This window comes from Sinorhizobium glycinis (assembly GCF_001651865.1).
Classification (GTDB): Bacteria; Pseudomonadota; Alphaproteobacteria; order Rhizobiales; family Rhizobiaceae; genus Sinorhizobium; species Sinorhizobium glycinis.
In genome coordinates, this window is sequence record NZ_LPUX01000067.1 from 148,507 (window position 1) to 168,190 (window position 19,684).

Here is a 19,684-nt window from a genome sequence, read left to right on the forward strand (position 1 = left end):
TGTCGGCCGCCTTTTTCTACGATCGGTCCGGCTTGTCGTTCGACAGGTCGGTCACGAGAATCGGGGATCCGTCCGACACTCGGTCATAAAGGTCGATAACATCCTGGTTGATCATCCGAACGCAGCCGGACGAGACATGCTTGCCGATGGTCCACCACTCCTGCGATCCGTGAATCCGGTACAGCGTATCCTCGGCATCTTGGAAGATGTATAGGGCGCGCGCACCGAGCGGATTGTTGGCACCCGGCTCCATTCCGCCGTTCTCCAGACTATATTTTTCAAGCTTCGGATCTCGCTCCACCATCTCGTCTGACAGTATCCAGCGCGGCCACTTGCGCTTGTATTGCACGACACCACGGCCCGACCACTCGAAACCGGCGCGGCCCAAGGCGACGCCGTAGCGCATCGCCTGACCCTTCACCTGCACGAGGTAGAGGAAGTGGTTCCCCACATCGACCACGATCGTGCCGGACGGCTCACCTGTCGGGTCGGCCACGACCTGTCGGTGAAACCGGGGGGCGATCTCTTCGTAGGGAACAGCCGGGACAGGATGAGGCTCCATCGGCCGCTCCCCATACATCTCCGCCAAAATAGAACTTGCGCCTGAAGCGCGCGGCAGACTGCCATTGTTTGTCGGCTCGCCCAGGGCGGCTGTCAACCCGAGCGCCGCCGCTGTTGCCGCTAGTTTCAAGAACGAGCGGCGATAGACCTCATGTCCATGCATGTTCCTTCACCTGTCTCCGGTCTCTCGCACTCAGCCGCGCACGAAAACGAAGGCGCTGTGATGTTGATCGTGATTCTTGAACGGGGGACAGGCGGCGTCAGTTCCGCTGGGATCGCGGAAATGGTGATCGCCGACGAGGTCTCGTCGTGATACAGTCAGACCAGCGCATGAACCATGGGAGGTGGGAATGCGTGAGTTTGCATTCGCACTTGCGGCTGTGATGTTTGTCGCTCCGATCGCGGGTGCCGAGGAGCCTCTTGTCTTCCACAGGGCACAGTTCGACGACGCCACCGTCGTCAGCCTCGGGCTCGTCAGTAACAGGACCACCGAACGACCCGGATACGACTACGACGTGGTCATCTCGCTTTGGCAGACCGACGCCCGTGGCGGGGCAATCTACAGCGATCCCGGAAAGCATCGGGCACTGGTCAAGTGCGGTGATCCGGCCAAGGTGTCGGTCAGGGGTGTCGACTACACGGTACCTACATCTGGCGCAGGAGGAGAGGACTGGAAGACGGATCTCTGGAGAGCCGTCTGCGAGACGCCCGTTTCGTAAGCCGGCGCATGTTCGACACCTCCTGAAGCGTTCTCTCGCAGCAGATAGCACACATCTATGGGGAGCCGCCGCCCCGGCAGGTGGGCTGCCTTCAGCGAAATCCATGCCGCGGCCGGAGCCGGGCTTCGCAGGCGGGCGACCAGCTCGGATGAGATCACGACAGGCGCATCGAGCGACTTCGCCAGGGTTTCAAGGCGCTGCGCCACGTTCACCGCATCCCCAATGACGGTGAACTCGCTGTGGCAGCCGCTGTCCAGAACACCGCCGACGACGATGCCATAATGCAGTCCAATCGCAGCATCGAGCGCGGGATAGCCGTTCCGAACGCCGTGATTTCTCCAGTCGTTCAGAGCGTCAACCAGGTCGAGCGCACATGCGAGGGCCCGGTCTGCGTCGTCTTCAGTGGGCCGCGGCTGCCCGAACACGGCCATAACGCCGTCGCCGATGAACTTGTCGACGGTTCCTCCGTGGTCGAAGATAGTCTGAGACACGAGCTGACGAAACTCGGCCAGCACGAAGGCCAGCTCGCGGGCAGTGGCGGTTTCAGCAAAGCTGGTGAAATCGCGAAGATCGACAAACATGATCGCTGCGTTGCGGCGCTGCAGCCCGAGAGCCTGGCCCCGTTCCTGCAGTTCCGAGACGACCAGCGGGGAGAAGAACCGGGAAAGATTGTGCCGTCGCTGGTCCGCCTTGAGGGCTTCCTTACGCGTTCGGTCGTGATCGCGCGCAAGCAGGTAAATCGCAAAGGCGGTGAAGCCAAAGCTGACGGTTAGGCCCAGATCCTCATTGAAGAACGAGGCAAGCAGCGAGCTGACGCTGGCCGTGTGGTGCCTGGCCGCCGTGATCGCCAGCATCGTCACCCAGGCCGTGAGGACGATGCCGGAAAAGACCAGTACGAGACGGCGGTCGAGCTTCAGACCCACATGAGTGAGCAGAATGAAGGCAACCACCAGGCTCGTCGTCGTCAGGTTATGGTTCTCGGTGACCGGTCCAGCAAGAATATGCGCGTAGAGGATCAAGGTGACGAGCAGGGCATCAAGAACGACGAACAGGGTCTTCAGCCAGGAGCGTCCCGGCAGCAAGCGTGCGGTCGCGACGGAAGCGACGCTGATGATGAAATAGCCGATGACAACGACACGCTGCGTGGTTTCGGCCCCTTCTCTGCTGCCGAGTATGAGGTTAGCGAGCAGGATTGCAAAGGCAACGAACCGCAAGAGGATGGCGCGGACTTCGCGCTCGAAAGCCCAGTGGGGATGAAGTGAAGACGTCATGTCTGTCCGCTTGCACTGAGATCGGGTTATTTGACGACCTGGCCACCCGCTTCCTCCCTGCCGGATGGATGGAACGGGACGCGGCCCAATCCTGTCCGCGTCCCGTTCGCGACTACTTGACCTGCGTTACCGTCAGCTTGCCGTTGACACGCTCGGCGACGAACTCGACGTTCGCTCCTTCCTTCAGCTTCTCTAGGATCGCGTCGTCCTGGACACGGAACACCATCGTCATCGCCGGCATCTCGAGGCTCTTCAGCTCTTCGTGGATCAGCGTGACCTTCTTGGCCTTGGCGTCGACCTTCTTGACGGTTCCCTTTGTGAACTCCTGCGCGAGAGCGCCGTAGGCTGTTGCGAGGGCGAGCGCAGAGGCGAGCGTGAGTTTGATGAGCGTTTTCATGTTGAACTCCTTTCGATGATCACTTCTTGGCAACGGTGACGTCGCCGTGCATGCCGGCGTCATAATGGCCGGGTACCAGGCAGGCGATCTTGAACGTGCCGTCGTTGGTGAACTTCCAGATGATCTCGCCGGACTCTCCGGCGGCGAGGCGGATGGCGTTCGGATCGTCGTGCTCCATCTCCGGGAACTTCTCCATCACCGCCTTGTGCTCCATGATCTTGTCTTCCTGATCGAGCACGAACTCGTGGTCGAGCTCGCCGGCGTTCTTGATGGCGAAGCGGACGGTCTGGCCCTTGCGGACCTTGAAGGTCGACGGCGTGAAGATCATCTTGCCGTCTTCCGTCTCCTTCATCGTCACCTGGATCGTCTGGGTGGCGTTGGCTTTCTTGCCGGGCTCGCCGACGGCCATCGCCTCGCCGTGGCCGCCTGCGTGATTGCCGGAGGCGAGCGCCGGCGTGGCGAGCGCGGCGACGAGAAGTCCGAAGATTTGAGCTTTCATGGTGTATTCCTTTGGTTGGTTGAACATCGGCATGCGGGATCAGCCGTGGTTTCCATGTTTCGGCATGATCTGAGTCTTGGCGTCCTTGGCTTTCGGCGCGTCGGGAACCTCGCCCGTCCACTCCCAGGCCTGGGTTCCGGGCGGGTTTTCGTACCAGCCGGGATCGGCGTAATCGCCTGCCGAGATGCCCTCGCGCACCTTGACGACGGAGAACATGCCGCCCATCTCGATTGGTCCGTGCGGACCCCAGCCGGTCATCATCGGGATGGTGTTTTCCGGGATTTCCATTTCCATCTCGCCCATGTCAGCCATGCCTTTGGTCCCCATCGGCATGTATTCCGGGCGAAGCTTCTTGATCTTCTCGGCGACCTTCGATTTGTCGACGCCGATGAAGGTCGGGATGTCGTGCCCCATGGCGTTCATCGTGTGGTGCGACTTATGGCAATGGATCGCCCAGTCGCCCGCGTATTTGGCGTCGAACTCGTAGGCTCGCATCGCCCCCACGGGGATATCGATGCTGACTTCCGGCCATCGCGCCTCCGGCCGAACCCAGCCGCCGTCGGTGCAGGTGACCTCGAAGTCGTAGCCGTGCATGTGGATCGGATGGTTGGTCATCGTCAGATTGCCGACCCGGACGCGCACCCTGTCGTTCTTGGAGACGACGAGCGGGCTGATGTCCGGAAACACGCGGCTGTTCCAGCACCACATGTTGAAGTCGGTCATCTCCATGATGCGCGGGACATAGGAACCGGGGTCGATGTCGTAGGCGTTGAGCAGGAAGACGAAGTCGCGGTCCACGGGCATGAACTTCGGGTCCTTGGGATGGACGACGAAGAAGCCCATCATGCCCATCGCCATCTGCACCATTTCGTCGGAATGCGGGTGGTACATGAAGGTGCCGGATTTCACGAGATCGAATTCGTAGACAAAGGTCTTGCCGACCGGGATATGCGGCTGCGTCAGGCCGCCGACACCGTCCATGCCGGATGGCAGGATCATGCCGTGCCAGTGGATCGTCGTGTGCTCCGGCAGCTTGTTGGTGACGAAGACGCGCACCCGGTCGCCTTCGACCGCCTCGATGGTCGGACCCGGCGACTGGCCGTTATAGCCCCAGAGATAGGCGGTCATGCCTTCCGCCATCTCGCGCTCGACTGGTTCGGCGACGAGGTGGAATTCCTTGACGCCGTTGTTCATCCGGTAGGGCAGTGTCCAGCCGTTGAGGGTGACGACGGGATTGTAGTCCGGGCCGGACGTCGGCTTGAGGGGCGGCTGCGTCTCCGCCGTTTCCATCACCGCCGCCTCCGGCAGGCCCATGTTGGAGGTCTTCGCCCAGGCGGCGGTCGACACCAGTGCGGCGCTCGCGCCGAGCAATTGTCTTCTGTTGAACATGATCTGTTCCTTTCTCAGTGTCCGCCACCGCCGCTTTCGGCCGCCGCCGCGACTTCCGTCTCGCCGGCAGCCGCGCTCGCGCCGCCGCCATATATCGCGGGGGCGAGATTGGCCTCGGCCAGCCAGAAGTCGCGCTTGGCGTTGACGGCAAGCAGCTTCGCATTGACCTTCTCGCGGCTGTCGGCGAGCAGCTCGAAGGTATTGGTGATCATCGCGTTGTAGGTGAGGAGGGATTCTTCCTCGATCTTGGTGCGCAGTGGCACGACGCTGTTGCGGTAGTGCCGGGCGATGTCGTAGTTCGCGCGGTAGGCCTGATAGGCGGAGCGGGCCTCGGAGCGGACGTTGACGGCCTTCTCCGCCAGCAGGTTCGCCGAGCGCATGTAGGCGAGTTCCGCCTTGCGCATGCGTGCCCTGCCGCTGTCGAAGATGGGAATAACGAACTCCAGTTCTGCCTGTCCCGTCGTCTCGGTCTCGACCTCGCCTTCCTCCTTCTCCCGTTCCGTCTCGAAACCGGCGAGAAGCTCGAGGTCTGTGACGTAGCGGGTCGCTTCGGTGAGCTTGTAGGACTTGGCCGTCGCATCGAGACCGAGCTTCGCCACCTGCAGATCGACGCGGCGCTGCAACGCTTCCGCCTCGATCAGGTCGCGCTTCATCAGACCCTTCGGCAAGGACGGCAAGCGGTTCGGAACCTGATAGTCGATGCCCGAGCCCCAGAGCCCCATCAGCCGCGTCAGCTCTTCCTTGGCGAGCCGCGCCTCCAGCCGCGCCTTTGCCGACTGTCCCGCCAGTTCGGCATAGAACACATGCTCGCGGGCTTGACCTTCTTTCGTGAGCGCGCCGCTCTTGCCGAGTTCCTGTGCAAGTTCAGAGGCTGCGTCGGCCGCGGCCTGCGCCTGGTTGAGCTGGGCTACGGTTTCCCAGGCGGCTACCGCATTGATCCAGGCACGGCGTGTGTCTGACGCTAGCTGTAGCGTACGAAGCGCCGCATTCAATTGCGCCCTGCGGAATTCGGTATCGGCGATGGCGATATTCCGGTCTCGGGTGGCAAGCGCGAGAATATTGTTGGCGATCATGCCTTCGACCGACCTGAAGGCTTCCAGCCCCGGCGCGCCGATACCGGTGACTCCGAGGGAAACGGTCGGATTGACGAGCATCGTCGACTGCCAGGCGTCGGCCGCCGAGTCGCCGAGGTCCGCATAGGCCGCCTGCAAGCCCTTGTTGTTCAGCAGCGCCACCTGCACGGCGGTTTCCACATCGACGGTCTTCTTCGCCATCAGCGTCTTCACGCGGTCGGAGACGACACGTGCCTGCTGCTGGTTCTGTACCCAGACCGTCTGCTTGCCCGCAGCTTCGGCCGTCTTCGCCTCGATCGAGGAGAAGCCAGCGTTTTTCGCTGCATATTCACTGGCGGACACACAGCCGCCGAGCACAAGCGGCAGGGCGAAGGCCGCAGCCAGTTTGACAGCGGCTCTGATCATGACGCGCCTCCTTCCGGAGTCTGCGCGCCGTTCTGATTGCGCCACGGCTGGGGATCGACCGGAACGCGGTGGGTGTAACCCGAAACCGGGCTCGTATATCTGAGGGGCCGGACCTGAGCCTGGGAGGCGGCGAGGTCGCCCGTGGCAATGACATCGGGAGGCAATGTGGCGGCGCATCCGCTTGCGAAAAGCGGGAGGGCGGCCACCAGAATAAGCAGTTTCATGGTGTTATCCAAATAGGAGATTGCATCGGCGCTCCGAGCAGATCACGCCCGCAAACGCTCGGGTTCGACCCGTAGAACGGGTGTAAACCTATTCAGATATTCGGCGGACGGTGGAGCGGCGGGAGTTCGCCAACGATATGGGCGTCGTCGATGAATTCGCGGAGAAAAGCCACGCGTGGGCCGCTGACGGGGATGCTGCCGGTCACGATGGCCATGCTGACACAGAAGCTGCTGCAGCATTCCGGCTTGCTCTTTTGCGCCGTATCGTCCTGCAAGGGCGCGTGATCGCCATGCGCATGGTCATTGCTGCCCACATGATGATCATCGGCCTGAACCTGGTGATCATGAGGCTGCACCATGTCCGGACTGGACCACGACCCATGCATCGCGGCGGAGGCGGTAGGCAAGGAGTATCCCGCCAGTGACACGACGATCACCAGGCGGAGCAGAACCAGCACCTTTTGCAATGTGATTCGGTACATCTTGCTCATGTCCGAGGACTACCAGCAGTCCAGAGGTTGTCAATTGCCGACCGCATCTATCAGATGATTCGCGTCGATTATATGGCGCAGCAACCGGGCTTTCACCGGAGCGGCGTCTAACGAGGGTTGTAGGGCTTCCCATCGTGGTAGGGTCAAGAGCCCCTTTCAAAAAATCTGCACCGAAAAGAGCAAAGACGGCTAACGCATTGATCAATAAACGCTTGTTCAGGAGTACCAGGCGGGCCAGTTTGCCGTGGGCGATCGACGGTTTGCCCAGAGAGGGGACTCGAACGAATGACCAGCGTAGCGGCTTACGTCAGCCTTTTCCTCGTCGCCTTTGGGGCGGCGACCATCCTGCCGTTCCAATCCGAGCCGCTGCTGGTCGGCCTGATCGCTTCAGGCCGGTTCTCGCTCCTGGGACTTGTCGTTGTGGCGAGCGTCGGCAATATTCTCGGAGCCGTATGCAACTGGGTTCTCGGGCGCTTCATCGATCGTTTCCACGACAGGCCATGGTTCCCGGTGAAGGAGGCCTCGCTGAAAGGGGCCAGCGCTTGGTATCGGCGCTATGGCCGCTGGTCTCTCCTTCTGTCCTGGATGCCCCTGTTCGGCGATGCCTTGACGGTCATTGCGGGAGTTCTGCGAGAACCCCTGTGGTCGTTCGTCGTACTCGTCACGCTCGCAAAAGCGAGCCGATACGTCGTACTCGCGGCGGCCACGCTGGGGACGATCGAAGGCCTCGGCTTCTGACGACTACAACTAAGAGGCGGGGAACATTCTTCCGAAGGACGCGCTTGGGGGCGGAAGGAATCGCCCTCTCATGCGCGTTCTGAGAACAGCTTGCCGCTTGATCCGAATTGCGGTCCTGTGCGTCATGGTGCTGAACCTCCACGGCACGGCGCTGGCCGACTATGTGGGCGCTTCCCATGATTGTCCGACGATTTCGGAGGCCGACCACGGAACGCCGATATCACTTCAGCCAGGAACCTGCTGTACGAAGACACAGTGCTGCCCGATTGCCGCGGAGCCGCTTCGCGAGAACAGGCGTGCAAAGGTGCGGATCGCGACGCCGCATCTGAACGAACCGACCGCGTTCCTGCTGGTCCGGACGATCCATCATCCGCCAAAGCTCCAGCTCTCCTGAAACGAGCCACGAACCACTCTCGATTTCACAGGAGAATGCCATGAAAACCGTAGTTAAATTCGCGGTCGCAGCAGCGGCCACGCCAATCATCCTTCTGGCGGCAGCGGCAGCGTCGGCACAGATGGCAATGCCCGACGCATGCAAGTCTGAGATGTCCGCCAGTGGCGACATGAAAATGCCAGAAATGCCGATGGGGCAAATGGCCGAGCATCAGAAGGCGATGATGGAGGGGATGCAGAAAATGCACCCGGCCATGATGCAGGGAATGATGGCGAAAGACCCAGATGTTTCCTTCGTCTGCGGAATGATCGCCCACCATATGGGCGCGATCAGCATGTCGGAAGTCGAACTGAAACATGGTGACGACCAGCAGGCGAAGTCGATGGCTCAGAAGATCATCGATGCTCAGAAGAAGGAGATCGAGGAGATGACCAGTTGGGTCAAGGAACACGCCAAGTGATCCTCCAGATTTCGCCGAAAGGAGATTGCCATGCATAATCATCAATCACCCGAAATGAAGGCCTGTATAGACGAGTGCCTCGCGTGCTATCGCGAGTGCGTATCGACTGCCATGGGTCACTGCCTCGAAACCGGCGGCGAGCACACGAAGCCGGAGCATTTCAGGCTGGTCACAGTGTGCGCCGAGATCTGCAGGACCTCCGCGCATTTCATGCTCGTGGGTTCGGAGCACCACATGCATGTGTGCCGGGAGTGCGCCGAGATATGCAGCCAATGTGCGGACGACTGCGAACGGATCGGCGACATGCAGTCCTGCGTCGACGCCTGCCGCCGTTGCGCCGATAGCTGCCTGAAAATGGCAGCCTGAGTGGGGACGCGCGGGGGTGCTGCAACCCACCCCCGCGCTACACTTCTCGCTGCCCCGCACACCGCTATATGCGGACGCCCCTCAATCTGAGCGAATTGGCAATAACGCTCACCGACGACAGCGCCATCGCCGCCGCCGCGATGATCGGCGACAGAAGAAGCCCCAACGCCGGATACAGCACGCCGGCTGCGACCGGGACTCCCGCAGCGTTGTAGATGAACGCGAAGAACAGGTTCTGCCGGATGTTCTTCATAGTGGCATGGCTTAGCTGCCTTGCACGCGCGATTCCCTGGAGATCGCCCTTGAGGAGCGTTACGCCGGCGCTCTCGATCGCCACGTCCGTTCCCGTATCCATCGCAATGCCGACGTCAGCCGCCGCCAGCGCCGGGGCGTCATTGACGCCGTCTCCCGCCATTGCGACGATCCGGCCTTCCCCGCGCAACCGGGCGACGATCTCGCTCTTGTGATCAGGAAGCACCTCCGCCTCGACCTCGTTGATGCCGAGCTTGCGTGCGACGGCAATGGCTGTGGTCTTGTTGTCCCCGGTCAGCATGACCACGCGGACGCCTTCGTTCATCAATGTTTGCACGGCCTCGGGCGTCGTCGCCTTGATCGGATCGGAAATCCCGAACAGGCCGCTGACGCGCCCGTCGATGGCCACGAAGATGACGGTCGCTCCTTCGCCACGCAGCGCCTCGGCCTCCTTCGCCAAGGCCGACACATCGACGCCGGACTCCTCCATGATCCGGTGGCTGCCGATGATCAGCTTGCGCCCGTCGACGGAACCGATGACGCCTTTGCCGACCGGGCTGTCGAAGTTTTCCGCATTGCCGAGGGATAAGCCGCGTTCGGTCGCGGCTTCGACGATGGCGGCCGCGAGCGGATGCTCGCTGGCTCGTTCCAGGGTGGCTGCCAATCGAAGCAGCTCGTTCTCCGTCAGTCCCTCCGTCGTGTCGATCGACGTCACCTTGGGCTTGCCCTCGGTCAGCGTCCCGGTCTTGTCGACCACGAGCGTGTCGACCTTCTCGAAGCGCTCCAACGCCTCCGCGTTCTTGATCAGCACGCCCAGGCCTGCGCCGCGGCCGACACCGACCATGATCGACATCGGCGTGGCGAGTCCGAGAGCGCAAGGACAGGCGATGATGAGCACCGCCACCGCGGCCACAAGGCCGTGAGTGAAACGCGGTTCCGGTCCTACCCACATCCACACGGCGAAGGCGAGTATGGCAACGGCAATGACCGCGGGAACGAACCAGCCGGAAACCTCGTCGGCGAGGCGCTGGATCGGAGCGCGCGAGCGCTGGGCTTCGGCCACCATTTGCACGATCCGCGACAGCATGGTGTCGCGCCCCACCTTGCCAGCCTCCATGACGAAGCCGCCCGTCTTGTTCATCGTCCCACCGATCAGGTTCGCACCGACCTCCTTGGTGACGGGCATGGATTCTCCGGTGATCATCGATTCATCGACCGAGCTGCGGCCTTCCACGAGCGTGCCGTCGACGGGGACCCGTTCCCCCGGCCGCACGCGCAGCCGATCGCCGACCGCAACGGCTTCGAGCGGGACGTCTTCGTCGTTCCCGTCGCCGCGGATTCGCCGGGCCGTCTTCGGCGCCAGGTCGAGAAGCGCGCGTATCGCGCCCCCCGTCTGTTCACGGGCTCGCAGCTCCAGAACCTGTCCGAGCAAGACAAGCACGGTGATGACTGCGGCCGCCTCGAAGTAGATTGGGACCGCTCCCTCGGCGGAACGGAATGTCGCCGGAAACAGACCGGGAAAGACGGTGGCGACAACGCTGTAGATCCAGGCGACGCCGGTGCCCATCGCGATGAGGGTGAACATGTTGAGGTGCCGCGTGACGATGGACCGCCAGGCGCGGTCAAAAAATGGCGCGCCCGCCCACAGGACGACCGGAGTCGCGAAGACGAGTTGCAGCCAGTTGGATGTTTTGGCGTCGAGCAGCATATGCAGATCGACGACGTGGCCGCCCATCTCCAGCGCCAGCACAGGTATCGTCAGAATCAGCCCGATCCAGAACCTACGCCTCATGTCGACGAGTTCTGGGCTCGGTCCCGTTTCAGCAGTCACAACTTCCGGCTCAAGCGCCATCCCGCAGATCGGGCAGTTTCCCGGGCCGATCTGCCTTACCTGGGGGTGCATGGGGCAGGTGTAGATCACGCCTTCGGCCTGATCGAGAACAGCGCGCTTTTCGTCAGTGGCGTGAGCCTCGCGGTGCGAGGCCTGTTGGTAGCGGTGATGATGGTGATGATGACCACCAGGGTCTTTCTTATCTTCCATCGGAATTTGCCTCCGTGAGGGCCCGTCTCTTACCCAGGAAAACTAGCGCTCGCCGTGCCAACTACGAGAGAGCGTAAGAAGGCTCAGTGGTAGGCGGAGCGGCGCGAGATGGCCGCCATTCGGATCAAAGGCGACCGACGATCATCCGCTGGAGCGGAAGACGCTCCGATTACCTATGATCGGGGAGGGCCAAGGGCGGGCGGATCGACAAGGCCCAACATCGATGGTGGCGGCTCGAAGGTTTGCCGTGAATTGGAAGCCCACCCCAGATCGAAGGGCACTGACGCGGGGAGCACGACATGGCACGTTGCACGGGCCGACGCAGCAGGCCTGCTGGTGATCGATGACTTATCGGCCGGACGATCCAGAGTCTGTGAGGCCGTATGCTCAACGTCTTCAGCATGGCTGGAACAACTTGCGCTGCCTGCCACGGCCAACGGGGCGGAGAGGAACATAATTGCGACCAAAACAGCCAGCAATTCTCCCGCACATCTTCGAACGGTCTGTCTTGCGGCGATCATGTGCTCGAACCTTCATCCAGCATTCAAGCACACTGCCGCACTGTTGCTAGAGTGGCGTTGACATTGATCAAATCGGTCGGGCAGTGGACATGCGGTTGAATGCGGACGTTTCGAGGCTATCAGCTCTTATGCTCTCGATAGCCGTCTTGGCCATGCCGATCTTCGTGGAGGCAGCGCAATCGCTTCCGCCCAAGGTTGCGCAGCGGCAGCAGGACATGAAGGCGATGGCAGAAGCGGCCAAGAGCATCAATGCCATGTTCAAAGGCTCGTCGCCCTATGATGCCAAAAGGTTCAAAGGAGCGGCGGAAACCATCCGCTCCACCTCGGGTACCGCCTTGTCGTCCTTGTTCGACGGTTCAATCACAGCGCCGGGGTCAAAAGCCAGCGCGAGCATCGAGACAGACCGGCAGAAATTTGACAAGCTGGCCCTCGACCTTGCTGCCTATGCAGCCGCGCTATCTTCCGCCGCCGACCAGAATCCGGACACGCTCGGTCCCGGCATGCGGATGCAAGCAGGAGATGCGGCCGTCGGGGGAGGGCCTCTGGCAAAGAAGGTTGATCTAGCAAGAGAGGCGGCCTCGATGCCCGCCGAGCATGCCTTTCATTTAATGCTGCAGACCTGCACGTCGTGCCATGCCAAGTATCGGGTCGAAAACAACTAGTGCCCTCCCACCAGCCACTTGAGACAGATGCATCCCCGATGCAAAACCGCTGCGTCTCACTTCGGAGTTTACGCAAAATTTAGGTTAATTTTGTCGTTTTGAGGCCGCCTATTCCGATTTGAAAAAAGAAAGCTAAAACTTTCATTACACGTCTTAGGCGTGTCCCAATCCTTTCAGACACAGCCACGGATCGTCGCAATGAACACCATTGCCAGTTCAGATTCCGCCTTATTTCCAACTGCGCGAAGCCTCTCATCCCGAACCACGGAGAAAGTGCAATCCAGAGCGGTTGGCCCCGATGTTCTGCGGTCATTGGCGATCCTTCTCGTCATGCTCGTGCATCTCCCGATCGAGGCGACGCCGTCCCTGCTTGTTGACATCCGGACCTATGCGTGGCTGGGCGTCGACATTTTCTTTGTCTTGAGCGGGTTTCTGATCGGGACCCAACTCTTCAAAGAAGCCGCGCGGACCGGAGGTGTGAACCTGAAATCCTTCTATCTCCGCCGTGCCTTTCGTATTTTCCCGGCGTTTTTCGTTGTTCTCGGCCTCTATGCCATCTTCCCCGTGCTTCGAGACGCTGCGACGATGCAATCGGTCTGGAGCTTCGCGACGTTTACGGTGAACTTCGATTTCGATCCGCGCATCGGCAGAGCCTTCTCGCAGGCATGGTCGCTTTGCGTCGAGGAACATTTCTATCTAGTTCTGCCGCTGGTCGTCCTCCTCTTGCATCGTCGGATCAGCACGGGTTGGGCGCTTCTGGTCGCTGCTGCCATGGTGATTGCCGGAATGATCCTTCGGTACACGATTTGGGAAACCCAGGTCGGCGTCCTCGTAGACGCCAACAAGCTAAGGGATGCGTTCGCCGTATATCTCAGGGACGTATATTACCCGACATACACTCGCCTGGACGGCCTGATGTTCGGCGTGGTCCTTGCTGCGGCGAGATTCTACAGTCCGGATCTCTGCAAGCGGTACGCGCCTCCGCGTGTTGCCCTGCCGACGGGCGTTGCGCTCGTCACAGCCGCGATTGTGCTGTTCTCAATTCGCGGTCCACTTGAAGGAACCAATCTCTTCCTCGTTTTTCAGGCGCAGCTTGGTGCGGTCGCCGGATTCCCGCTCATCTCGATCGGTATCGCTCTTATTTTCGGCGCTATGCTCGACCTCGAGCAGGTCTTAAGACGGTGGCCGATTCCGGGTGCCGTTACCGTCGCCACCTTGTCGTACAGTCTGTATCTGACCCACAAGTCGGTCTTCCATCTCGACACGCTTATCTTCGGAGAAGAAAGCCTTCAGGGCGGTTTTGGCTTCCTGATCTATCTGGCAACCAGCTTTGCTGTAGCAAGTGTGCTCTGGTTTTGCGTAGAGAGGACCTTCCTCCTCCTTCGGGATCGCGTTCTCGCTCGGAGCGAACGAGCATGATCTACTATTGGCGATGCAACCTCCGCCACCCGTATCTCGTCAACCCGTGAGGCTTCAGCACCGACAGCGTCGTCGTGACGAGAAGCACGACGAGGCCGCCAGCGGCATGCACGACCAGCGACCGTCTCAGGCCGGGAATATCAGTGCTGGAGAACGCTGGGTCGGCCGCCACGGCGGCGAGGTGCGTTATCCCACTCATCTGGAGCATCAGGACGACCGCGGTGAAAATGGTCAGCAGAAGCTTCGCCAGGACCCAATAGTGCCTGAACAGGCCCCATGTCGTGCCCAGCGACTGGACGAGCCCCGTCACCAGGGAGGCGAAAACCAGGGGGACTATGACCGAACGCGCGACGAGCTCCGCGGCAACATAGACGCTCCGCATCACCTGATCGCTCTCGGTGGAGAGTCCGGCGATGGCGAGAGAAAGGAACCCGACGACCGCACCAAGCGACCCGACGGAAGAGACAATGTGGGCAATGAGCGTGATCTTGCGCAGGCGTGGCGGCATCATCAAGGGCGATCACCTGCAGAAGGCATCTGGCTCCCCGTATCAGCAGGTGATAGGTGGCGGCCCGGTCCATGGGGACCACCGATGCCGGTCACCATCAGAATGACGGCCAGCAAAATCAGCACGCCGAGGATTGTTCCGGATATTTTCACCCAGCCTGGCATGCCGGGATAAGGGGACTGATCTGCCATCGTCATTCGCCTCCCGCCTTTGCCATGTACGGACAGACCGCCAGAATGGCGGCTGTTGCCCGGATTATGCGCAACACGAGGGGACTTTCGACCGCCAGGGAAAGAGCGATGTGATCATGAGCGTTCCTAAACCGGCATAGAGCATGAGGTCGGATTCGAGTATGAACTTGCCGATTATGATGGCCATCGCCGCTGCGACGCCCAAGATAATGGGCACTACCCTCTGGCGTCTCCAAGCCAGAAGGGTCAAGGAACCGAGGGCCACAACCAGGGCGAAGGAGGTAAGAGGAATGATGTAAGGCGTGTAGTCGAAGAACTCTATCCCGGCAGCTCCAAGGGCAGCCGTATAGGCAGGCCAGCACGCCGCGCAGACGACCTTCGGCAAGAGCGCCGCGCCAAGAACGGGCGCTGCGGCAAGAAAGCCTTTCTGCCTCTCGCCGGACGCTAGCTTGAATCCCATCAGCATCAAACCCAGACATTCACCTGAAATATTATACGCGGCTCTCGTCTCTGGACAAAGATCGAAGTAAGCAGTGGTCGAGGCGGCCTCCAGAACTTGGCCACGAGCCGGAGCTCACCGGGTTGTTTGGCCGAGGACCAAATATGCTTCCCGCAAGCGCTTCTGATCTGCCGACTTTTCCTGGGCTGCTTCAAGCGCACATAGCAGATGTTCGGCAACATCCAGCCTGTGTTGTCGACAGGCTCGCTTAAACAGCAGGAGGATATCTCGTTCCAGCTTATCGCCCTGCATTGTCATGGGAGAAGTCTCCGATGCACGTGCCCCAATGCTACGGCTTACAACGGTTAGAAGGTCAAGGTACATCTGATGCCTGGATCGAGAAGCCGGTCATTTTTACGATGCGACGCCGAACCGGGTATTGACGTCCGGTCGCTCCTTCCGGAGCCGTTCGCGATCTCTTCGATGATCGGGCACTCCGGGCGGTCGTCGCCGTGGCAGTGGCTGGCGAAATGCTTGAGCGTTCTCGTCATTTCCTGGATCGCGGCAATCTTGCGCTCCAGTTCGGCGACGTGCTCCAGAGCGACGGCCTTGACGTCCGCGCTGGCTCTGGAGCGATCCCGCCAAAGGGCAAGCAGTTCCTTGATCTGTTCCACCGAAAAACCGAGATCGCGTGCCCGGCGTACGAACCGGAGGGTATGAATATCGTTGTCGCCGTAAGTCCGATAGCTGGACGCCGTCCGAAGAGCGGGCCTGATCAGGCCGATCTGCTCGTAGTAGCGGATCATCTTCGAGGAGACGCCGCTGGCCTTGGAAACTTGGCCTATGTTCATGTGTTTCTCCTTGTTTGCCGTTCGGGCGTCCGACCGCGGGGTTGGACGCCCCAATGTGCTCAGGCGGGGTTGACGGACTTCAGCCGCAACGCGTTGCCGAGAACGAAGACGCTCGACATCGCCATCGCCGCCGCCGCGAAGATCGGCGAGAGCAGGGTGCCGTTCACGGGGTAAAGAACTCCCGCCGCGACGGGAATGAGGCTGACGTTGTAGGCGAACGCCCAGAACAGGTTCTGCTTGATATTGCGCATCGTCGCCTTGCTGAGCGCGATCGCCTTCGGCACGCCGTTCAGGTCTCCCGACATCAAGACGATGTCGGCGCTTTCAATCGCGATGTCTGTGCCCGTGCCGACGGCAATGCCGACGTCGGCCTCGGTGAGCGCCGGGGCGTCGTTGATGCCGTCGCCGATGAAGGCAACCCTGCGGTCGTCGTGCCGCAGCTTTTTAATCGCCTCGACCTTCCCGTCCGGAAGCACTTCCGCGACGACTTCGTCGATGCCGAGCTGCCGGGCGATTGCCTCGGCGGCGCGGCGGTTGTCGCCAGTAATCATCGCCACCTTGAGGCCAAGCCCGTGCAAGGCCTTGATTGCCTGAGGAGTGGTTTCCTTGATCGGATCGGAGACGGCGATGATCGCCGCCAGCCGCCCGCCGATCGCCGCATAGAGCGGTGACTTGCCGCTGTTTCCAAGCCTCTCCGCCTCCTGGGCAAAAGCGCTGATAACGATCCCGCTCTTGGCCAATGCACGATCCGCGCCTACGAGAACTTCCAAACCAGAGACATTCCCCCGAACACCGAAGCCCGGAGTGGCTTCGAAGTCAGTCACGGGGACGACCGCAACACCCTTGGACTTTGCCGCCGACACGATCGCTTCCGCGATCGGATGTTCCGAAAGCGCTTCAAGGCTCGCGACGAACGAGAGAACCTCGTCTGCATCGAACCCATCGCTGACAATGAGGTCTGTCAGCTCCGGGCGCCCTTTCGTCAGGGTGCCGGTCTTGTCGAGCGCGACGACATCGGCCTCCCGCAGGCTCTGCAGCGCTTCGCCCTTGCGGAAAAGGATGCCGAGCTCGGCGGCGCGCCCCGTGCCGACCATGATTGATGTCGGCGTTGCCAGGCCCATGGCGCAGGGGCAGGCGATAATCAGGACGGCAACCGCGTTCACTAGCGCGAACGAAAGCGCGGGCGAGGGGCCGAACGCGTACCAGGCACCGAAGGTCACCATCGCCGCGAGGATTACCGCGGGAACGAACCATCCCGTCACCTTGTCGACCAGCGCTTGGATCGGCAGCTTCGATCCTTGCGCTGCTTCGACCATCTTGATGATCTGAGCAAGCAGAGTGTCGCTGCCGACCTTGGTCGCCTTGAAGGTGAACGATCCGGTCTTGTTGATGGTACCGCCGACCACCTCGCTCTCCGCGGCCTTCTGTACGGGGGCCGGCTCTCCGGTGATCATGGATTCGTCGACATAGGAACTGCCTTCGAGGACTGCGCCGTCGACCGGGATCTTCTCGCCGGGCCGGATGCGAATGATGTCACCGGCCACCACGTCGCTGATCTGGATCTCGACGAACTCGCCGCCATGAGAGACGAAAGCGGTTTTCGGCTGCAGCCCAATCAGCCGTTTGATCGCTTGGCTGGTCCGGCCCTTCGCCCGCGCCTCCAGGTAACGACCGAGCAGGATCAGCGTGACGATGACGGCTGCCGCCTCGTAGTAAACATTCGCCGTTCCGGAGGGCAGAATGCCGGGGGCGAAGGTCGCAACGACGGAGTAGCCCCAGGCTGCAGTCGTCCCGAGCACCACCAACGAGTTCATGTTGGGCGTCCAACGCAGGAGGTTCGGCACGCCCTTCGTGAAGAAGCGCAGTCCCGGTCCGAACAGGACCACGCTCGCCAGTGCAAACTGGATATACAGGTTGTCGCGCATGCCGATGGTGTCCATGATCAGTTCGTGGACGCCCGGCAGGAAGTGAGAACCCATTTCGACCAGAAAAAGAGGCAGGGTCAGCAGCGCTGAGAATATCACCAGGATCTTGAGTGTGCGGATTTCCACGGTGCGGTGGTCTTCGGCGTCCTCCGCTGTCTCGGTGACGGCCGCCTTGCGGACCGCATATCCGGCATCTCGAACCGCAGCCTCGAGCGCGGCGACGTCAGCCGCACCGGACACCAGCCGAACGGTGGCCCTCTCCGTTGCAAGATTCACCGACGCATCCGTAACGCCCGAAACGGCCCTCAAGGCCTTTTCGACACGAGAAACGCACGAGGCGCAGGTCATGCCTTCGACATCGAGCTCCCGGGTTTCGACCTTGGACCCGTAGCCGGCTTTCTCGATCGCGCGAAGGACGGCCTTTGTGTCCGGCGTTCCCGTGAACTGAACGGTCGCCCGCTCTGTGGCCAGATTGACGTTTGCCGAGGCGACGCCGGCCACCGCCGCAATCGCCTTTTCCACGCGCCGCACGCATGAGGCACACGTCATGCCTTCGATGCCGAAGTCGGTGGCAACGGGAAGAGAGGTGGACTTCTCAATCTGGGTAAATGCAGTCATCTGGAGCGATCCCAATTGCAACTGCACTATCAGATAATCCTTCCAACAATGGTAAGGTCAAGGGCAGTTGTGAGAAATCTTGCCGCTGTGCCGGGGGGGCACGCTAGGCCGCTGTGCGGATGGGGTCGAATGCGATGTCGAGGACGGCATCGAGCTGCCGGTCCATGAAGCGCTCCGGGATGCTGCTGACTATGAAATTGCGAAGCGGGACGACGAGGGGATTGCGCCATTGCGCCACCCGTGCATAGAGGCGGGACTCGATCGCTATCCGGCGCGCCCGAACGACACGGCGGGCGTCGTATTCGCGCAACGCCCGCTCGCTTGGAAGGCGTGCGAGCAACGCGGCAAGCACGGCAGCATCCTCGATGGCGAGACCAGCTCCTTGGCCAAGGTCGGGAGTCACCGCATGGGCCGCATCCCCAAGCAGCACGACCTTGCCTCGCGTGAACGAAGACATCGGATTGAGGTCGAGAATGTCTGTCCAGATCAACGAGGCCGGAGGCGTGCGAGCGAGCACTTCCGGGATCGGCTCGTGAAAATCTGCAAAGAAGGCCTTAATGCCCTCAAGATCCAGCCTGGCCAGTGCGGGATCATCGGTCCTCTCAGCGCCGCAGCAGGCAAACCAGTAGACTCTGTCGCCCGGGATGGCGGCGAGGCCGAACCGCTTGCTCGCTCCCCAGCTCTCGCTAAGCCGGGCAGGATCCATCCCGCGTGGCACGCCCGGCGAAATGGCGCGCCAGCAGGTGTAGCGGGCAAAATGCTCGCGTCCCTCCGGAAACAGTGCCTTGCGCACCGCAGAGTGAATGCCGTCGCAGGCGAGGACGAAATCAGCCTCGACAGCATCGCCATTCGCAAAGTGGAGCACGATCCGATCTCCAGCTTCGCGAGCGCCGACGCACTCCATTCCCGTACGGATGATTACATCCTGAAGCTTGGAAAGAAGCGCCTTGTGGAGATCGCCTCGATGGAGCACAGCCATCGCGAGATGACCGTAACGGCGGCTGAATTCATCGAAGTCCGTGGTTTGGAGCACATTTCCCCTGTGGTCCAGGAGATCGAGCCGGCGTATCGGCTGCGCCTCGGCAACGACCGCCTCGTAGAGACCAAGCGCACGGAGGGCACGAAGCGTGCGCTGAGGCTGAGACCGGCTCCGAGCGGCGCGAGCTTCTCCGCCTGTTCATAAACCGCCACGTCCCAACCAAGGAGCCGTAGACCGTGCGCCGCTGCCAATCCGGCAATGCCCGCCCCAACAATCGTTGCGCGCATGTCG

20 protein-coding genes and 3 pseudogenes are annotated in these 19,684 nt (G+C 61.3%); 7 read left to right on the forward strand and 16 right to left on the reverse strand.

Features of this window, described 5'->3' with window-relative positions; genetic code table 11:
• Window positions 1-16 precede the first annotated feature (16 nt).
• The gene (locus AU381_RS25615; RefSeq protein WP_064244408.1) at window positions 17-724 is read right to left on the reverse strand and encodes a L,D-transpeptidase; all 708 of its coding nucleotides are present in this window, start codon (window positions 722-724) and stop codon (window positions 17-19) included.
• A gap of 187 nt (window positions 725-911) precedes the next feature.
• Between AU381_RS25615 and AU381_RS29180 the strand changes: the two genes are divergently transcribed.
• Window positions 912-1,280 (forward strand): hypothetical protein, encoded by a 369-nt coding sequence (locus AU381_RS29180; protein WP_082910364.1) that lies wholly within the window; start codon window positions 912-914, stop codon window positions 1,278-1,280.
• Here the strand turns inward: AU381_RS29180 and AU381_RS25620 are convergent.
• The 7 genes from AU381_RS25620 to AU381_RS25650 all read right to left on the reverse strand — a co-directional run bounded on the left by AU381_RS25620 (window position 1,196) and on the right by AU381_RS25650 (window position 7,029).
• Window positions 1,196-2,551: an adenylate/guanylate cyclase domain-containing protein gene (locus AU381_RS25620; RefSeq protein ID WP_064244409.1), complete on the reverse strand. Its 1,356-nt coding sequence runs from the start codon at window positions 2,549-2,551 to the stop codon at window positions 1,196-1,198. The genes AU381_RS29180 and AU381_RS25620 overlap by 85 nt on opposite strands.
• 112 nt (window positions 2,552-2,663) lie before the next feature.
• The gene (locus AU381_RS25625; RefSeq protein ID WP_064244410.1) at window positions 2,664-2,948 is read right to left on the reverse strand and encodes a copper-binding protein; all 285 of its coding nucleotides are present in this window, start codon (window positions 2,946-2,948) and stop codon (window positions 2,664-2,666) included.
• Between the two features lie 19 nt (window positions 2,949-2,967).
• Window positions 2,968-3,447 carry a cupredoxin domain-containing protein gene (locus AU381_RS25630; RefSeq protein WP_064244554.1) on the reverse strand — a complete coding sequence of 160 codons (480 nt, stop codon included), beginning with the start codon at window positions 3,445-3,447 and terminating at the stop codon, window positions 2,968-2,970.
• 39 nt (window positions 3,448-3,486) lie between these two features.
• Window positions 3,487-4,836 carry a multicopper oxidase family protein gene (locus AU381_RS25635; protein ID WP_064244411.1) on the reverse strand — a complete coding sequence of 450 codons (1,350 nt, stop codon included), beginning with the start codon at window positions 4,834-4,836 and terminating at the stop codon, window positions 3,487-3,489.
• Window positions 4,837-4,850: 14 nt separating this feature from the next.
• Window positions 4,851-6,314 carry a TolC family protein gene (locus AU381_RS25640; RefSeq protein ID WP_064244412.1) on the reverse strand — a complete coding sequence of 488 codons (1,464 nt, stop codon included), beginning with the start codon at window positions 6,312-6,314 and terminating at the stop codon, window positions 4,851-4,853.
• Window positions 6,311-6,538, reverse strand: a complete 228-nt coding sequence (locus AU381_RS25645; RefSeq protein WP_064244413.1) for a hypothetical protein — start codon at window positions 6,536-6,538, stop codon at window positions 6,311-6,313. The genes AU381_RS25640 and AU381_RS25645 overlap by 4 nt, the downstream gene beginning before the upstream one ends.
• A 92-nt stretch (window positions 6,539-6,630) precedes the next feature.
• Complete coding sequence (locus tag AU381_RS25650; protein ID WP_082910365.1) at window positions 6,631-7,029, reverse strand: hypothetical protein; 399 nt, start codon at window positions 7,027-7,029, stop codon at window positions 6,631-6,633.
• Between the two features lie 285 nt (window positions 7,030-7,314).
• Between AU381_RS25650 and AU381_RS25655 the strand changes: the two genes are divergently transcribed.
• The 4 genes from AU381_RS25655 to AU381_RS25670 all read left to right on the forward strand — a co-directional run bounded on the left by AU381_RS25655 (window position 7,315) and on the right by AU381_RS25670 (window position 8,987).
• Window positions 7,315-7,767 carry a YqaA family protein gene (locus tag AU381_RS25655; RefSeq protein ID WP_064244414.1) on the forward strand — a complete coding sequence of 151 codons (453 nt, stop codon included), beginning with the start codon at window positions 7,315-7,317 and terminating at the stop codon, window positions 7,765-7,767.
• Between the two features lie 70 nt (window positions 7,768-7,837).
• A complete protein-coding gene (locus tag AU381_RS25660) occupies window positions 7,838-8,161 on the forward strand; it encodes a hypothetical protein (RefSeq protein WP_064244415.1) in 324 nt (107 codons plus the stop codon).
• A 40-nt stretch (window positions 8,162-8,201) separates the two neighbouring features.
• A complete protein-coding gene (copM, locus tag AU381_RS25665; protein ID WP_064244416.1) occupies window positions 8,202-8,621 on the forward strand; it encodes a CopM family metallochaperone in 420 nt (139 codons plus the stop codon).
• 30 nt (window positions 8,622-8,651) lie between these two features.
• The gene (locus tag AU381_RS25670; RefSeq protein WP_064244417.1) at window positions 8,652-8,987 is read left to right on the forward strand and encodes a four-helix bundle copper-binding protein; all 336 of its coding nucleotides are present in this window, start codon (window positions 8,652-8,654) and stop codon (window positions 8,985-8,987) included.
• A 64-nt stretch (window positions 8,988-9,051) separates the two neighbouring features.
• Here the strand turns inward: AU381_RS25670 and AU381_RS25675 are convergent, their stop codons facing one another.
• On the reverse strand, window positions 9,052-11,280 hold the full coding sequence (locus AU381_RS25675) for a copper-transporting P-type ATPase (RefSeq protein WP_064244418.1): 2,229 nt from the start codon (window positions 11,278-11,280) through the stop codon (window positions 9,052-9,054).
• 673 nt (window positions 11,281-11,953) lie between these two features.
• Between AU381_RS25675 and AU381_RS25680 the strand changes: the two genes are divergently transcribed.
• Both AU381_RS25680 and AU381_RS25685 read left to right on the forward strand, forming a co-directional pair.
• Entirely contained in the window at window positions 11,954-12,463 is a 510-nt protein-coding gene (locus AU381_RS25680; protein ID WP_244520153.1) for a cytochrome c, read from the forward strand.
• 198 nt (window positions 12,464-12,661) lie between these two features.
• Window positions 12,662-13,882, forward strand: coding sequence for an acyltransferase family protein (locus AU381_RS25685; RefSeq protein ID WP_064244420.1), 1,221 nt, complete (start codon window positions 12,662-12,664; stop codon window positions 13,880-13,882).
• A gap of 4 nt (window positions 13,883-13,886) precedes the next feature.
• On the opposite strand, the gene AU381_RS25690 is transcribed toward AU381_RS25685, so the two are convergent.
• From AU381_RS25690 to AU381_RS31295, 7 genes and pseudogenes are all read right to left on the reverse strand, one after another.
• Window positions 13,887-14,396 (reverse strand): hypothetical protein, encoded by a 510-nt coding sequence (locus AU381_RS25690; RefSeq protein ID WP_064244421.1) that lies wholly within the window; start codon window positions 14,394-14,396, stop codon window positions 13,887-13,889.
• Entirely contained in the window at window positions 14,393-14,581 is a 189-nt protein-coding gene (locus AU381_RS29185) for a hypothetical protein (protein WP_156528663.1), read from the reverse strand. The genes AU381_RS25690 and AU381_RS29185 overlap by 4 nt, the downstream gene beginning before the upstream one ends.
• Window positions 14,582-14,645: 64 nt before the next feature.
• Window positions 14,646-15,041 (reverse strand): hypothetical protein, encoded by a 396-nt coding sequence (locus AU381_RS25695; RefSeq protein WP_156528664.1) that lies wholly within the window; start codon window positions 15,039-15,041, stop codon window positions 14,646-14,648.
• A 393-nt stretch (window positions 15,042-15,434) separates the two neighbouring features.
• Window positions 15,435-15,871: pseudogene (gene cueR, locus AU381_RS25705) on the reverse strand (Cu(I)-responsive transcriptional regulator).
• Window positions 15,872-15,930: 59 nt separating this feature from the next.
• On the reverse strand, window positions 15,931-18,414 hold the full coding sequence (locus AU381_RS25710) for a heavy metal translocating P-type ATPase (protein WP_064244556.1): 2,484 nt from the start codon (window positions 18,412-18,414) through the stop codon (window positions 15,931-15,933).
• Window positions 18,415-18,517: 103 nt separating this feature from the next.
• Window positions 18,518-19,516: pseudogene (locus tag AU381_RS29195) on the reverse strand (FAD-dependent monooxygenase); the annotation flags it as partial.
• A 101-nt stretch (window positions 19,517-19,617) separates the two neighbouring features.
• Window positions 19,618-19,680 (reverse strand): annotated as a pseudogene (locus tag AU381_RS31295) (hypothetical protein); the annotation flags it as partial.
• Window positions 19,681-19,684 lie beyond the last annotated feature (4 nt).